This is a genomic window from Ensifer canadensis (assembly GCF_017488845.2).
In the GTDB taxonomy this organism is placed as follows: domain Bacteria; phylum Pseudomonadota; class Alphaproteobacteria; order Rhizobiales; family Rhizobiaceae; genus Ensifer; species Ensifer canadensis.
This window is the reverse complement of record NZ_CP083370.1, coordinates 200,937-214,382: the sequence shown is the minus strand read 5'-3', so window position 1 is coordinate 214,382 and position 13,446 is coordinate 200,937. Positions and strand designations below refer to the sequence as shown.

Here is a 13,446-nt window from a genome sequence, read left to right as displayed (position 1 = left end):
CGATCATCGTGCCCGAATATCAGCAATCACCAGAGGCGCGCGGAGGCGCACGGATTTGCGGGCCGCGGTTCGACAAACCATCGGCGAAGGGGGTACGGCCGAAAGCGAGGTCTTCGCCGGACGGCTCGAAAGCAAGAAACTGGACCGACGCAAGCAGCATCGGCACCGCGCCGTCGCCGGTCGCGGATTTGCCATCCTTGCGTTCGGCGGTAAAGCGCAGATCCGAAACCGGGGTGGCGCGCGAAATCTGGCGCGCGGCGGGGTGATCCGAAGGAACGGTGTCAGGCGCGGAGAAATTGCCCGCCTGCTGTTCGGCTGAAAGACGCGAGGAGAAGCCCTGCCCGACGACGATCAGCTGCATGGCGAGCGAGGCACAGAAGAGCCACAGCACGGCGATTAGCCGGCCGGCAAACTTGCCTCTGTTGCCACCACACACTGGGTCCATTCGGGACGCCGCCCCTTCCTCGGCGCTTGGCGCCTGAAAGTTCAATTCAGCCGGAATGCAACAAATCTAGCCGAAGAACATGGCCGGAATCGAGCACGAGGCGCTCTTAACACCATTGCGGGCGCGAAATGTCAAATTTCGCGCCGCTCAAACGGTGACATGATTTGCAGGTTACGCGGTTGCGCCGCTGGTTTTCACCTGATGAATCTCGATCAGCGACGGCCCGCTGCGCGCGCCGGCATCCGCAAGTGCCCGCGAAAGGTCAGTGACCGACGTCAGCCTTTCCGCCTCGATGCCATAGGCCTTGGCGGCGAGGATAAAGTCCGGCGCAGACGGCCTCACACCCTCCGGCGTCACACCGGAATCGATCATGTAGGACTCGATCTCCTGATAGCCGTCGTTGTTCCAGACGAGGAAGATCACCCGCGCTTGGACATCGACGGCAGAACCAATCTCGGCAAGCGAAAACTGGAAACCACCATCGCCGACAAGGCAGACGACCGGCCGCGACGGGTCGGCCACGGCAGCACCGACGGCTGCCGGCGGCGCGTAGCCCAATGCCCCGTACCCCGTCGCCGAGTTGAACCAGCTGCGCTGGCGCGGCGCGTCGCAATAAAGGTTGCCGGCGTAGACGGCCTGAGTGGAGTCACCGACGATGGTGCAGTCCGGCAGCGCCTTGTAGACCGCATCGATCACGGCAATCTCGGCCCGCATCTTCGCCGTCAGCTCCTTCAGCGCCGCCTTACGCGCTACCTCGGCGCGGGCCGCTCCATCCTTCGGCGCATGTCCCGGCAGGAAAGCCAGAATGCTCGCCGTCGCCGTCTTGGCGCCGGAGAGGATCGAAAGTGCGGCATGCGGACCGCGGGCCAGCTGTGCTGCATCGATGTCGGTACGGATCAGGTTGCGCAGCACCGGGAACCCGCCATCGGCATACATGTCGTAGTCGGTCTGGCCCATCTCAGTGCCAAGCGCCAGCACGAGATCAGCCTCCTTGAGCAGCGATCGCACCGCCTTGAGGCTGGGGCTTGCCGGAACGCGCAGCGGGCTGCCGGCCAGCATGCCGCGCGCATTCACCGTCGTGACGACGGGCGCGCCGATCTGCTCGGCAAGTGCCCTGACCTCCGCCTCGGCAGTCAGAGCGCCGCCGCCGCAGATGATCACCGGGCGGGTCGCGTCGGCGCAGAGGATCGCGGCGCGTTGTAGCGTCTCGCTGTCGGAGCGCGGACGGGTCGCGGCGGCCGAGCGGATCGTCTTCGGCTCGATCCGTGCCGTCATGACGTCGGTCGGGATCTCGATATGCACCGGCCCTGGCCGGCCGGACAGCAGCACAGAGAAAGCCCGGTCGACGACAAAAGGCAGGTCGTCGGGATTGAGCAAGGTGTGCGAATAGAGCGCCAGCGTCTTGATCATGCCGTGCTGGTCGGGAAGCTCATGCAGCAGCCCGCGACCGTGCCCAAGCGAATCGCGACGATTGACGCCTGAAATTACCAGCATCGGGATCGAATCCTGCCGGGCCTGCGCCATGGCGGTGATGGTGTTGGTCAAGCCCGGTCCGGTGATGACAAGGGCGACGCCCGGCTTGCCGCTGACGCGGGCATAGCCATCGGCCATGAAGCCGGCGCCCTGCTCGTGACGGGGGGTGACGTGGCGGATCTTCGATGCCGCCAGGCCGCGATAGAGCTCGACCGTATGAACGCCCGGAATACCGAACACCACCTCGACGCCATTGGCCTCGAGCAGATCGACCAGGGCTTCGCCTACTGTTTTCGTGGTCATGCGCGGCGCTCCTGACGCAGTGTGGCGCGCTCGGCAAGCACGGTGATGCGACGGCAAGCCTCGTCGATGTCCTTGTCGGGCACGGTCAGGCTGACGCGCAGAAAGTTCTGCGCCTCGTCACCGAAGGAGGATCCCGGCATCACCGCGACCCCCTCTTCCTCCAAAAGCGCCCAGGCGAAGGCTTCGCCGGTCATGCCGGTGGCCGACACGTCGATCAGCGTGAACATGCCAGCCTCCGGTGGCAAGACCAGGATGCCTGGCGCATTGGCGAGGCCCTCGACGATGCGGCGCGAGCGAGACTTGTAGGTCTCGCGCATCCGCCGCGCCGTATCGATGTCATGCGTCAGCGCGTAAGCCGTCATATCGGCAATGAACGGCTGCACGCCGAACAGCATGGTTTCCGACACCGGCAGAAGCCTATTGGTAAACTCCTCCGGCCCGACGGCCCAGCCGCTGCGGAAGCCTGGCGCTGCATGCGACTTGGAGATCGACGACACGACGATAGTGCGCTCGGCCAGATCCGGATTGTCGAACGGAGAGGCAAACACGGCGTCGAACACCAATTCCTCGTAGACCTCGTCGCAGACGATCCAGAGATCGTGGCGGCGCGCGACCTCGCCGATCTCGGCGATTTCAGCCGCGGTCAGTACGGCCCCGGTCGGATTGTGCGGCGTGTTGAGCAGCAGCACCCGGCATTCCGGCGTGATCGCCTTCTCGATATCGGCGGCCTGCATGTGAAAACCAAACTCCGGCTTCAGCGGCACCAGCACGTGATGGGCGCCCGTCGACTGGATGACGCCCTCATAGGTGGCGTAGAGCGGATCGCCGACGAGAACGGCATCGCCGGCCTCGACCAGGCCCAGCATGACGCCGAAGAGCGCCGTCTGCGTGCCCGGGAAGCACATGACGTTTTCGGTGGTGACATCGGCGCGGCGACGGCGGTACTTCTCGACGAGCGCCGCCACGACCGCATGCTCGCCGCGGCCGTTGGAATAACGATAGCGACCGGCATTCATGGCACGCTGGCATTCATCGAGCAGAGCGCGGTCCGGCGGCACGTCCGGCTCGCCGATCGTCAGCTCGATGATATCGGCACCACTCGCCTTCAGTTGCCGCGCACGGATGTGCAGCGACCATTTTCCCGAACCGAGGTCGGCGAGGCGTTCGGTGATCGATGCATACCGCATGGTGTTTTCTCCCGTTTTCATTGTTTGTCACTGCCAATCGAGGTGCCGAGCAGCGCCTCGACCGAGGCCATGGCGATGGCGACCAGTTCGCCTTCCCGAAACAGATCTCCCGCCAGGCACCCTTCGATCCACAGGCCGTCGACGAGGCCGTTGATCGCGATCGCGTAGGCGCGGCAGGTTTCCGCGTCGGCCGGTTTGTTCTTCACCGCCAAGAAATCGGCAAGCAGGTCCTGCAGCGTGTTGCGAAAGGTCAGGTAGCCGTCCCGGTGGATTTCGGCGAGGATCGGGTCGACGCGGACCTGGCTGATGAAAGCCGCCCAGAGCGAGATGCTGCGGCTGTCGGCGACCGGCTCGGTCAGGTTGATGGCGATGAAGTCCCTCAGCCGCGTTTCCGGGTCGCCTTCGACATGGGCGGCCTTGTCGGTCAGCGACGCGATCACCGCACGGTAGGCCTCGGCGACCATCTGGTCCTTCGATTCGAAATAGTGCCGGACCAGCCCAGCCGTCACCCCGGCGCGGATAGCGATCTGGCGCACTGTCGCACCCTTCAGGCCGAATTCGGCGATGCAATCGAGCGTCGCTTCGATCAGCTCCTGGCGGCGTTCTCCTTCAGGGGCCCGGTGAAACGCGCGACGATTCATGCCGTCATCCGTGCCATCATCCGCGCACGGGGGTCGGCGAACGGGTTCGTCAAATCCTTCGAGCGGAACGGATGCATGGGAGCTCCTTCAGGGAAAATCGGGCACGCGGCGGGCGATAAAAAAACGACGATACGTGTTATTATACGCTTGAACAATAGCGGCACAAGTGCAACCATGCCTGCCAACAAAGACCGTGACAAGCCAAAGATGCTGCACGGAAAGACGACAGGGGAACTGTTTCATGCCTTCACGGAAAGCTCGCAGAGCCATTGGATCGGCGCGTCGATGACGGATGCGGCCCAGGCAATCGCGGTCACTGACCTGCACAAGCGTTTCGGGCCATTGGAAGTGCTGAAGGGAGTTTCGCTCACAGCGAAACAGGGCGACGTCATCGCCATCATCGGCGGCAGCGGCTCCGGCAAGTCCACCTTCCTGCGCTGTATCAACATGCTGGAACTGCCGTCCGCCGGCACTGTCAGCGTACACGGCGAAAAGATCCGGATGAAACCGGACGGCCGCGGCGGACTTGTCCCGGAAGACCGAAAACAGGTCCAGCGCATCCGCAGCCAGCTCGGCATGGTCTTCCAGAGCTTCAATCTCTGGCAACACATGACAATCCTCGAAAACGTCATCGAGGCGCCGATCCATGTGCTCGGCAAACCGAAGGCCGAGGTGATCGCCACCGCCGAATCGCTGCTCAAGCGCGTCGGGCTCTATGAAAAACGCGATGCCTATCCGGCTTTCCTGTCGGGCGGTCAGCAGCAGCGTGCCGCCATCGCCCGCGCGCTCGCCATCCAGCCGCTGGTCATGCTCTTCGACGAACCGACCTCGGCGCTCGATCCTGAACTGGTCGGCGAAGTGCTCTCGGTGATCGGCGATCTCGCTCGCGAGAAGCGCACGATGATCCTCGTCACCCACGAGATGAAGTTCGCGCGCGACGTCGCCAATCACATCATCTTTCTGCACAACGGCGTCATCGAGGAACAGGGCTCGCCTGAGGCCATCTTCGGCGCGCCCAGATCCGAAAGGCTCAAGAAGTTCATCAGCTCCATTCACTGAATTCAACAATGCTCAACAACCAAAAAAGGGGAACAGCATGAAGAAGACATTGAAAGTCCTGGCGGTTGCGGCCGCCATCGCCGTCAGTGGCGGCATCGCCGCTTCGGCGGAAGCATTGAAGGTCGGCGTCGCCGCCGAGCCTTACCCGCCCTTCACTGCGCCGGATGCGAACGGCAACTGGGAAGGCTGGGAAGTCGAGTTCATGAAGGCCGTCTGTGCCGAGGCGAAGCTCGAATGCGTGCTGACCCCCGTCGCCTGGGACGGCATCATCCCGGCGCTGACCTCGAAGAAGATCGACATGATCATGAGTTCGATGTCGATCACCGACGAGCGGCTGAAGACGATCGACTTCTCCGACAAGTACTACAACACACCGACCGGCGTCATCGGCACCAAGGGCGTCGACTTCAAGCCGACGCCTGAAGGCCTTGCTGGCAAGACGATCGGTGTCCAGGTCTCGACCGTGCACCAGGCCTATGCCGCCAAGCATTTCGCCTCGGCCGGCATCGAGGTCAAGGAATACCAGACGCAGGACGAGGCCAACAACGATCTGGCCGCCGGACGCGTGGACGCGGTCCAGGCGGACGCGATCGCGCTCAAGGCCTTCCTTGCGACGGACCAGGGCAAGGAGTGCTGCGACTACAAGGGTGATGTGGCCGAGGACGTGGCCGTGATCGGCCCGGGCGTCGGCGTCGGCCTGCGCAAGGGCGAGACCGAACTCAAGGACAAGCTCAACACCGCGATCAAGGCGATCCGCGACAACGGCACCTACGACACGTTCTCGAAGACGTACTTCGACTTCGACATCTACGGCAAATAAGGCGCAACCGGCCGGCAGCCCTCGGGCTGCCGGCCGGTGCCTTCGGAGGTCGAAGACGCATGGCATCGGATTCTATCGTCAACTGGAGCCTGCTCGCACTGTCCGCACCCGGTTGGGGCGGCGTGCTGCTGCAGGGTTTCTTCAACTCGATCCAGATCGCCGTCGGCGGTTTTGCGCTCGGCATGGCGCTCGGCGTCGGCGGCGCCTTCGGCAAACTCTATGGCGGTCCGATCCTGCGTGACCTGCTCGAATGCTACACCACGGTCGTCAGGGCCGTGCCCGAGCTGGTGCTCATCCTTCTGCTCTACTACGCCGGCACCGATCTGTTGAACCAGTTGCTGGCGCTGTTCGGCATCGGCCCGGTCGACATCAGCGGCCTGATGGCCGGCATCTTCGTCATCGGCGTGGTTCAGGGCGCCTATTCGACCGAGGTGCTTCGCGGCGCGATCAAGGCGGTTCCGGCCGGGCAGATCGAAGCCGCCCGCGCCTATGGCATGTCGCCCCTGAAGGTGCTGCGGCGTGTCACCTTGCCGGCCATGCTGCCCTACGCCATCCCGGGCCTTTCCAATCTGTGGCTGATCGCCACCAAGGACACGGCGCTTCTGGCCGTCGTCGGCTTCAGCGAACTGACGCTCGTCACGCGCCAGGCGGCGGGCACGACCAAGGCCTATCTGTTGTTCTTCCTTGCGGCCGGCGCGCTCTATCTGGCGCTGACGCTCATCTCCAACATCTTCATCGGCATGCTGGAACGACATGCGAGGCGCGGTTTCGCGGAGCAGCGATGACGGATCAAACCACCCACGCCATCGCCTTCACGCCCGAGGACCTGCCGAACGCGCGCAGTTTCTTCCAGCCGCATCGCATCGTGATGATGCTGGTCTTTGCCGCGTTCGTCGTCACCGTCGCCGTCTTCATGCGCTGGGACTGGTTGCCGCGCTACCTGCCGCGTCTCGGCTGGGGCATTCTCATCAGCCTGGTGATGCTGTTCAGCACATCGATCCTCGGCTTCCTGCTCGCCGTACCGATCGGCCTGGCGCAGGTGACCGGCCCGTGGTTCTTCAAGTTGCCGGCAAAGGTGTTCTGCACCGTCATTCGCGGCACGCCGCTGCTCCTCCAGCTTTGGCTTCTCTATTACGGGCTCGGCTCGCTGTTCCCGCAGTTTCCTGCCATCCGCCAATCCTTTCTCTGGCCGTATCTGCGCGAAGCATGGCCCTATGGCGTCGCGGCGCTGACGATATCCTTCGCAGCCTACGAGGGCGAAGTGATGCGCGGCGCTTTTGCAGGCGTTCCCGCCGGCGAACTGGAAGCTGCCAAGGCCTATGGCATGAGCCGTTGGACGATGTTCCGCCGCATCTGGCTGCCGCGCGCCATCCACCGTGCCCTGCCGACGCTCAATGGCGAGGCAGTGCTGCAGCTGAAATCAACGCCGCTGGTGGCGACGATCACCGTCGTTGACGTCTACGCGGTGATTTCGAAGGTCCGCCAGGAAACGTTCCTGACCTACGAGCCGCTGCTGCTGCTCGCGCTCATCTACATGTGCCTCACCGGCATTCTGGTGGTGGCCTTCCGCACGTTCGAGAATCGCATACCAACCCGTGGTGCATGACATGAAGCTTTCCTCCTCCATCGACAACGCCATGCCGGACCTCGTCGCCATCCGGCACGATCTGCATGCCCACCCCGAACTCGGCCTGGAGGAGACGCGCACCTCCGCCTTCATCGCCCGGCACCTCGCCGAACTCGGCTACGAGGTGACGACGGGGCTTGCCAAGACCGGCGTCGTCGGGACGTTGCGCAATGGCAGCGGGTTACGTTCGATCGGCATTCGCGCCGATATCGATGCGCTTCCGATCCTTGAGGAAACCGGCCTCGGCTACGCCAGCAAGACACCGGGGCTGATGCATGCCTGCGGCCACGACGGCCACACGACGATGCTGCTCGGCGCGGCACGCGCCCTTGCCGAACGCCGCAATTTCGATGGCACCATTCACCTGATCTTCCAGCCGGCCGAGGAGAATTTCGGCGGCGCCAAGATCATGATGGACGAAGGGCTGTTTGAAAAATTCCCCTGCGACGCGGTCTTTGCGCTTCACAACGAACCGGGCCTGCCCTTCGGGCAGTTCGCTTTGCGCGAAGGGCCGATCATGGCGGCGGTCGACGAAGCGCGGATCACCGTGCACGGACGCGGCGGCCATGGTGCCGAACCGCAGGACACCGCCGACCCGATCGTCTGCGGCGCTTCGATCATCATGGCGCTGCAGTCGATCGTCTCGCGCAACATTCACCCGATGGATCCGTCCGTCGTCACCGTCGGCGCCTTCCATGCCGGCTCCGCCAGCAACATCATCCCGGAGCGCGCCGAGATCGTCGTCGGCATCCGGTCCTTCGACCCCGCCGTGCGCGACGAGCTGGAGCGCCGTATCCGCATGATCGCAGAGGCGCAAGCCGCAAGCTTCGGCATGCGCGCAACGGTCGACTATCTGCGCAGCTACGACGCGACCATCAACCACAAGGCAGAGACGGATTTTGTCCGCGATCTTGCCGTCCGCTTTGCCGGTGCCGACAAGGTGATCGATCTCGCCCGCCCGTTCATGGGCAGCGAGGACTTCGCCTACATGCTGCAGGAGCGGCCGGGGACTTACTTCTTCCTCGGCTCGAAAGTGAGCGGCGAGGAGAAGCCGCTCCATCATCCCGCCTACAACTTCAACGACGATCTTCTGCCCGTCGGCGCCGCCTTCTGGACGGAGCTTGCGGAAGCCTATCTGCCGACGCGCTGAAAACGGCGACACAACACCAAGCGCCCCCATGTGCTCGTGCCATCGATGACCGGCGCGCCCGCTCCCTTTTGCCGCAAGCGCGACATTGCCGCAGTGTGACAACGTGGCGGCCGGCCCATCATTGACCTTTGGCAATTTTGGCTCAGATTCAATCACATGCTGAAATTCGGGTGCAACCACAGGATTGGCCCGGCCCGAAAGGCACCGCGTAACGCCTTAGGTCGGAAACGATCCGAGGCCGAAAGTGCGCAGCAGACCAGAGAGCTGCAGTGAGCCTTGCGCGTCCAAATGGACACGCGGCGCTGCACGTCTGAAAGGATTGTGCCGTGTTTGAAAATTTCGATGCGACGATACTTGCCCGCATCCAGTTCGCCTTCACCGTCTCGTTCCACATCATCTTCCCCGCCTTTTCGATCGGGCTTGCGAGCTACCTTGCGGTGCTCGAAGCGTTGTGGCTGTGGAAGAAGGACGAGGTCTATCTCGAGCTCTTCAATTTCTGGAAGACGATCTTTGCCGTCGCCTTCGGCATGGGCGTCGTCTCCGGCATCGTCATGTCCTACCAGTTCGGCACCAACTGGAGCGTCTTTTCCGACAAGGCAGGGCCGATCATCGGGCCGCTGATGGGCTACGAGGTGTTGACCGCCTTCTTCCTCGAGGCGGGGTTCCTGGGCGTCATGCTCTTCGGCCTCAACCGCGTCGGCCCGAAACTGCATTTTCTGGCGACTGCCATGGTCGCGATCGGCACGCTGATCTCGGCCACCTGGATCCTTTCGGCAAATTCGTGGATGCAGACGCCGAGGGGCTTCGAGATCAATGCGGTCGGCCAGTTTGTGCCGGTCGATTGGTGGGCTATCGTCTTCAACCCGTCCTTTCCCTATCGCCTGGTGCACATGGTGCTTGCCGCCTATCTGACGACCGCCTTCGTCGTCGGCGCCTGCGGCGCCTGGCACCTCATCCGCAAGACGGCGCCGCGCCGGGCGCGAAAGATGTTCTCGATGGCGATGTGGATGGCGGCGATCGTTGCGCCGATCCAGATCTTTGCCGGCGACATGCACGGCCTCAACACGCTGGAACATCAACCGGCCAAGGTGATGGCGATGGAAGGCCACTACCAGAGCCACCCGGACGGCGCGCCGCTCATCCTCTTCGGCATTCCCAATTCCGCCGAAAAGCGCGTCGACTACGCCATCGACGTGCCGAAGCTGTCGAGCCTCATCCTCAAGCACGATCTCAATGCGCCGCTTGCCGGCCTCGACACCATTCCCGACGAACTGCATCCGCCTGTTGGTATCATCTTCTGGTCGTTCCGCGTCATGGTCGGCCTCGGCTTCGCCATGCTCGGTATCGGGCTGTGGAGCCTGTGGTGTCGGTATCGCGGCACGCTTGACAGCAATGCCTGGCTACACCGTGCAGCAGTCCTCATGGGCCCGGCCGGCTTCGTCGCCGTGCTTGCCGGTTGGATCACCACGGAGGTCGGCCGCCAGCCCTATACGGTCTACGGCCATCTGCTGACGGCAGACTCGGTCGCACCGATTGCGGCCCCTGCCGTCGGCGCTTCGCTGCTGGCCTTCATCATCGTCTACTTCTTCGTTTTCGGCGCAGGCACTTTCTACATCCTGCGGCTGATGGCGCGGCTGCCGCGTGATCCGACGCCGGATCTCGACGAGGGGCCGATCCGCACGGCCGGTGCCGCCCTCGCCAACCCCCATGGAGGTCATCATGGACATTGATCTGCCGCTGATTTGGGCCGGCATCATCGCCTTTGCGGTGCTCGCCTATGTCATCCTCGACGGGTTCGACCTCGGTGTCGGCATCCTTTTCCCGTTCTTTCCGCAAAAGCATGATCGCGACGTGATGATGAACTCGGTCGCACCCGTCTGGGACGGCAACGAGACCTGGCTCGTGCTGGGCGGTGGCGGCCTGATGGCGGTGTTCCCGCTCGCCTACGCCACCATCCTGCCGGCACTTTACGCGCCCATCATCGCCATGGTCATCGGCCTTATCTTCCGTGGCGTTGCCTTCGAATATCGCTGGCGCACCAAGCGGGCCGAGTATCTCTGGAACTGGGCCTTTGCCGGCGGCTCGATGCTCGCCGCATTTGCCCAAGGCATCACGCTGGGGGCGCTGGTTCAGGGCATTCCGGTTGAGAACCGGGCCTATACCGGCGGCTGGTGGGACTGGTTGACGCCATTCTCGATCATGACCGGCATCGCCGTCGTCGTCGGCTATGCACTGCTCGGCGCCACCTGGCTTGTCATGAAGACCCATGGGGATCTGGCGGAGCGGGCTCGCAGCCTTGCCCTCAAATGCTCGTTCGGCACAATCGCCGCCATGGGCATCGTCAGCCTGTGGACGCCCTTCCTCGAACCGCTCTATCTGCAGCGCTGGTTCGGCTGGCCGACGGCAATCTTCAGCATCATCGTGCCACTGCTGGTGCTCGGTTGCCTCTATCTTCTGATAACCGGCATCAGGACCCGTCATGACACCCGGCCGTTCCTTGCCGCGCTGGGGCTGTTCGTGCTCGGCTATGCCGGCATCGGCATCAGCTTCTTTCCCTATATCGTGCCGCCATCGCTGACGATCTGGGATGCGGCGGCACCTGACGCCAGCCTGTCGTTCCTGCTTGCCGGCGCGCTGGTGCTGGTGCCGATCATCCTTGCCTATACCGGCTACGCCTATTGGGTCTTCCGCGGCAAGATCGACCCGGAGGAGGGCTACCATTGAAAAGCGAAACGGGAACCGGTCGCAAGCTTCTGTGGTTTGTCGGCCTCTGGTGTGCGGGCGTGGTGACCGTCACCGTCGTCGGCCTGATAATCAAGCTGATGATCGGCACCTGATCATGATGGTTCGGTGACAGGGCATAAAGCCTCGCTCAAGCTTGGCGGGTTAGCTTTTCCCAACACGTCAGCAGGCGATCGCCGCGGACGGAGACAGGACCGCACCCTCCTCCCTCGCCAAGCGATCGCCTGCTGAGGTGACCACCAACCCGGTGGCACCTGGTGATTACGGTCCCGGTGTCACCTCGTGATCACCGTTCCGCTGACACTGGGACCGTGCGACCCTGTTGCCTCTTCTCAGATCCCCCGCCGTTTGTTAGCAGTGCGCCGCAAGAGCGCCGCGTGCCCCTGCGGGCGCAAGGCATCCCTGCCGCAACCGGACGAGACAGATGCAAAAGACCCCAGCCGAATGCACTGATATGGCCGATGTGCGCGCCGAGATCGATCGGCTCGATCAGGCGCTGATGGCGCTTTTCGCCGAGCGCTGGGGCTATATCGACCGCGCCGCAGAGATCAAGCGGCCGCTGAAGCTGAAGGCCGATATCCCGGCGCGGGTCATGGAAGTGCGCGAGAATGCCCGCAAGAATGCCGAGAGCCAGAACCTGGACCCGGATTTCTACGAGGAGATCTGGGCACGGCTGATCAACCACGCGATCGCGCATGAACAAAAGATACTGGGCGAAACGAGCGACGATCAAACGCCCTGATCGAGGGCCTCAGACCAATCGCATCTGCGGGCGTGGCAGGTCGTAGCTGTTCTTGCGTGAAAGATGCTCTTCCCAGGCGAAGGCGCTCTCTACGATCTGGTCAAGACTTGCATGGGCCGGCACCCATCCAAGCTTCAGCCGTGCGAGCGCGGGATCGGCAACGATGCGAGCGATATCGCCCGGTCGCCGCGGCCCATGCTTAACCGCAATGTCACGGCCAGAGATGCGCCTGATGGTGTCGATGACCTGCAACACCGAAAAACCCTCGCCGTAGCCGCAATTGCTGATCAACGGCTCGCCACCGGCCCTGAGATAGGCAAGCGCACGCATGTGGGCTTCGACGAGGTCGGCCACGTGGATGTAATCGCGGATGCCGGTGCCGTCGGGCGTGGAATAATCCGTGCCGTAGATATCGACCTTCGGCCGCTTGCCGAGCGCGGCTTCACAGGCGACCTTGATCAGATGGGTTGCGCCGGTCGTCGACTGACCTGTCCTACCCAGGGGATCGGCGCCGGCGACGTTGAAATAGCGCAGCGCCACATAGCTGAAATCGTGGGCTGCAGCGGCATCCCGCAGGATCAATTCGGCCATCAGCTTCGATAGCCCATAGGGGCTTTCGGGGTGGAGGGCTGTCGTCTCGCGCACGGGTTCCGCGCCGTCCTGGCTGCCATAGACGGCCGCCGTCGACGAGAAAACGAAACCGCCGATCCCCGCTTTCACGCCGGCCTCTATCAGCGTACGCGTGTTGCCGGTGTTGTTTTCGTAATAGGCAAGCGGGTTGGCAACCGATTCAGGAACGATCGCCGAACCGGCGAAATGCACGACCGCATCGATGCTGTTCTCGTCGAAGATGCGTGCCAGCAATACCTTGTCGCCGACATCGCCACGGTAGAAACGCGCCTCTGATGGCACGGCCCAGCGGAAACCGGTCGACAGTCGATCGAGCACGACCACATCCTCGTGGGCGTCGAGCAACGCCCACGTCATGTGGCTGCCGATATAGCCGGCACCGCCCGTTACCAACACAGCCATTTACTGCTTCCCGTTCCCTGGAACATAGGAGACAGCAAAACCCACAGATGCTTTCGGAATAGGTAAGGGCCGCACGTCTGCGCGGCCGCGGGACCACAATTCCTTGGTGTAGAGTTAAGAAATAGTCACGCCGAAAGGTCGGCGGGGCACTTACAGCGCCGCGCGTCAAATCTGACGCGCTAAGGACGCTGTAACATTCTAAACTTGCTGCATAATTTTTGCCTT

At 63.2% G+C, this 13,446-nt stretch carries 13 protein-coding genes; 8 read left to right on the top strand and 5 right to left on the bottom strand.

Annotated elements, in window-relative coordinates; genetic code table 11:
- Positions 1-19: 19 nt before the first annotated feature.
- The 4 genes from J3R84_RS01000 to J3R84_RS00985 form a co-directional block, all read right to left on the bottom strand.
- Positions 20-361, bottom strand: a complete 342-nt coding sequence (locus J3R84_RS01000; protein ID WP_128090456.1) for a hypothetical protein — start codon at positions 359-361, stop codon at positions 20-22.
- A 255-nt stretch (positions 362-616) separates the two neighbouring features.
- Positions 617-2,221 carry a 5-guanidino-2-oxopentanoate decarboxylase gene (locus J3R84_RS00995; RefSeq protein ID WP_025425857.1) on the bottom strand — a complete coding sequence of 535 codons (1,605 nt, stop codon included), beginning with the start codon at positions 2,219-2,221 and terminating at the stop codon, positions 617-619.
- The gene (locus J3R84_RS00990) at positions 2,218-3,408 is read right to left on the bottom strand and encodes a pyridoxal phosphate-dependent aminotransferase (RefSeq protein ID WP_025425856.1); all 1,191 of its coding nucleotides are present in this window, start codon (positions 3,406-3,408) and stop codon (positions 2,218-2,220) included. The genes J3R84_RS00995 and J3R84_RS00990 overlap by 4 nt, the downstream gene beginning before the upstream one ends.
- Before the next feature lie 17 nt (positions 3,409-3,425).
- A complete protein-coding gene (locus J3R84_RS00985; RefSeq protein ID WP_025425855.1) occupies positions 3,426-4,049 on the bottom strand; it encodes a TetR family transcriptional regulator C-terminal domain-containing protein in 624 nt (207 codons plus the stop codon).
- Between the two features lie 285 nt (positions 4,050-4,334).
- On the opposite strand from J3R84_RS00985, the gene J3R84_RS00980 reads away from it, so the two are divergent.
- The 8 genes from J3R84_RS00980 (at position 4,335) to J3R84_RS00945 (ending at position 12,189) form a co-directional block, all read left to right on the top strand.
- Positions 4,335-5,108 (top strand): ABC transporter ATP-binding protein, encoded by a 774-nt coding sequence (locus tag J3R84_RS00980; protein ID WP_025425854.1) that lies wholly within the window; start codon positions 4,335-4,337, stop codon positions 5,106-5,108.
- Between the two features lie 37 nt (positions 5,109-5,145).
- Complete coding sequence (locus tag J3R84_RS00975) at positions 5,146-5,928, top strand: transporter substrate-binding domain-containing protein (protein ID WP_025425853.1); 783 nt, start codon at positions 5,146-5,148, stop codon at positions 5,926-5,928.
- 59 nt (positions 5,929-5,987) lie between these two features.
- Positions 5,988-6,713 (top strand): ABC transporter permease, encoded by a 726-nt coding sequence (locus J3R84_RS00970; protein ID WP_025425852.1) that lies wholly within the window; start codon positions 5,988-5,990, stop codon positions 6,711-6,713.
- Positions 6,710-7,534, top strand: coding sequence for an ABC transporter permease (locus J3R84_RS00965; RefSeq protein WP_025425851.1), 825 nt, complete (start codon positions 6,710-6,712; stop codon positions 7,532-7,534). Before J3R84_RS00970 ends, J3R84_RS00965 begins: the two co-directional genes overlap by 4 nt.
- A gap of 1 nt (position 7,535) precedes the next feature.
- Positions 7,536-8,705 carry a M20 aminoacylase family protein gene (locus tag J3R84_RS00960; RefSeq protein WP_025425850.1) on the top strand — a complete coding sequence of 390 codons (1,170 nt, stop codon included), beginning with the start codon at positions 7,536-7,538 and terminating at the stop codon, positions 8,703-8,705.
- A gap of 326 nt (positions 8,706-9,031) precedes the next feature.
- Entirely contained in the window at positions 9,032-10,435 is a 1,404-nt protein-coding gene (locus J3R84_RS00955; RefSeq protein ID WP_025425849.1) for a cytochrome ubiquinol oxidase subunit I, read from the top strand.
- Complete coding sequence (gene cydB, locus J3R84_RS00950) at positions 10,425-11,429, top strand: cytochrome d ubiquinol oxidase subunit II (protein WP_025425848.1); 1,005 nt, start codon at positions 10,425-10,427, stop codon at positions 11,427-11,429. Before J3R84_RS00955 ends, cydB begins: the two co-directional genes overlap by 11 nt.
- Before the next feature lie 442 nt (positions 11,430-11,871).
- Entirely contained in the window at positions 11,872-12,189 is a 318-nt protein-coding gene (locus J3R84_RS00945; RefSeq protein ID WP_025425846.1) for a chorismate mutase family protein, read from the top strand.
- A gap of 9 nt (positions 12,190-12,198) precedes the next feature.
- On the opposite strand, the gene galE is transcribed toward J3R84_RS00945, so the two are convergent.
- Entirely contained in the window at positions 12,199-13,221 is a 1,023-nt protein-coding gene (gene galE / locus J3R84_RS00940; RefSeq protein ID WP_025425845.1) for a UDP-glucose 4-epimerase GalE, read from the bottom strand.
- Positions 13,222-13,446: the final 225 nt, after the last annotated feature.

What these genes read in the sequence shown, in the direction of transcription:
- J3R84_RS01000 (WP_128090456.1), bottom strand. Translation starts at nt 361, where the DNA reads ATGCAGCTGATCGTCGTCGGGCAGGGCTTCTCCTCGCGTCTTTCAGCC.
- J3R84_RS00995 (WP_025425857.1), bottom strand. Translation starts at nt 2,221, where the DNA reads ATGACCACGAAAACAGTAGGCGAAGCCCTGGTCGATCTGCTCGAGGCC.
- J3R84_RS00990 (WP_025425856.1), bottom strand. Translation starts at nt 3,408, where the DNA reads ATGCGGTATGCATCGATCACCGAACGCCTCGCCGACCTCGGTTCGGGA.
- J3R84_RS00985 (WP_025425855.1), bottom strand. Translation starts at nt 4,049, where the DNA reads ATGAATCGTCGCGCGTTTCACCGGGCCCCTGAAGGAGAACGCCGCCAG.
- J3R84_RS00980 (WP_025425854.1), top strand. Translation starts at nt 4,335, where the DNA reads ATGACGGATGCGGCCCAGGCAATCGCGGTCACTGACCTGCACAAGCGT.
- J3R84_RS00975 (WP_025425853.1), top strand. Translation starts at nt 5,146, where the DNA reads ATGAAGAAGACATTGAAAGTCCTGGCGGTTGCGGCCGCCATCGCCGTC.
- J3R84_RS00970 (WP_025425852.1), top strand. Translation starts at nt 5,988, where the DNA reads ATGGCATCGGATTCTATCGTCAACTGGAGCCTGCTCGCACTGTCCGCA.
- J3R84_RS00965 (WP_025425851.1), top strand. Translation starts at nt 6,710, where the DNA reads ATGACGGATCAAACCACCCACGCCATCGCCTTCACGCCCGAGGACCTG.
- J3R84_RS00960 (WP_025425850.1), top strand. Translation starts at nt 7,536, where the DNA reads ATGAAGCTTTCCTCCTCCATCGACAACGCCATGCCGGACCTCGTCGCC.
- cydB (WP_025425848.1), top strand. Translation starts at nt 10,425, where the DNA reads ATGGACATTGATCTGCCGCTGATTTGGGCCGGCATCATCGCCTTTGCG.
- J3R84_RS00945 (WP_025425846.1), top strand. Translation starts at nt 11,872, where the DNA reads ATGCAAAAGACCCCAGCCGAATGCACTGATATGGCCGATGTGCGCGCC.
- galE (WP_025425845.1), bottom strand. Translation starts at nt 13,221, where the DNA reads ATGGCTGTGTTGGTAACGGGCGGTGCCGGCTATATCGGCAGCCACATG.